Source organism: Herbiconiux daphne (assembly GCF_024979295.1).
Classification (GTDB): Bacteria; Actinomycetota; Actinomycetes; order Actinomycetales; family Microbacteriaceae; genus Herbiconiux; species Herbiconiux daphnes.
This window is the reverse complement of the sequence record NZ_JANLCJ010000208.1, coordinates 1-921: the sequence shown is the minus strand read 5'-3', so window position 1 is coordinate 921 and position 921 is coordinate 1. Positions and strand designations below refer to the sequence as shown.

Annotated in this window: 2 protein-coding genes; both read right to left on the bottom strand. The window is 46.9% G+C overall.

Annotated elements, in window-relative coordinates:
• Nucleotides 1-531 (bottom strand): ATP-binding protein (locus tag N1032_RS24140; RefSeq protein ID WP_259543009.1); only part of this gene is annotated, 531 nt, incomplete at its 3' end.
• Nucleotides 532-699: 168 nt separating this feature from the next.
• Nucleotides 700-888, bottom strand: a complete 189-nt coding sequence (locus N1032_RS24135) for a hypothetical protein (RefSeq protein WP_259543008.1) — start codon at nt 886-888, stop codon at nt 700-702.
• Nucleotides 889-921 lie beyond the last annotated feature (33 nt).

Below are 921 nucleotides of genomic sequence, written 5' to 3'. Positions count from 1 at the left end.
CTGAGATACATCAGCACTGTTAGATGTCGCCAGCCACAGTTTAGAACCACGGCCTACGCCGTCGAGGATAGACAGAAGCTGGTTCTGTTTTTCTTCGTCGTCGTACTTCTTCTCGAACTCGTCGATGAAGATAACAACTGGCTGATCGATAGTGTTCAGCCAATCTTCAAAGGCAGGGCCGCCGAACGCCTGCTGAAGAATCAGCACTGGCACATCCATCGTCAGAGCTTTAGCACAAACAGCTTTTGACAACAGAGTTTTACCAGAACCTTTCAGGCCGGTTAGCAGCGCACCAGTAGTTTTGTTTTTACGGGTACTGAAAGTATGCAGGATCATATCTGCACGAGGCAGAGTAGAACCATATACTTTCTCAGGCAGAAGCATATCTTCACAACGCTGAAGATAGAAGCCACCAGCCATAGGGTTGAACTGCACTGAATATGTGCCAGTTGGGATGCGAGGAATTTCATCGCCACGATCAGAAGCGTTGAAGATGTTACGTCCACGCTGTACAAACATTTGGTCGGTCATTCTATGCCCTTGTTACCCAAATAGTTGAGGGAACTACAACGAGCTTCCCTGTATAGACTTCGCAGCAAAGCGGTTTCTTGTCAGTAACAATAACCTGCTTTCCTTTGAAGAGAAAACGATCACCGGGTTTTAAATCACCGGCTGGAACCTGAACCGGTCTTGCCATGATTAAACCACGTTAATAAGTGTAACCTCAGTAGTCTCAGGCAATTTAGCCTTATGACCAGTGCGTTGATTTTCGACAACAAGATCACCGGACTGCATGAATTCATTATCATCAGTCGCTACCAGTTTGTAGGTATCACCGATACCACCGAGCTTAAACTCATCGCCGACTTCGAGGTGTAGGAGCTTCATCACGTTTCACCTTATTCTCTTTCGCCGCAGCGA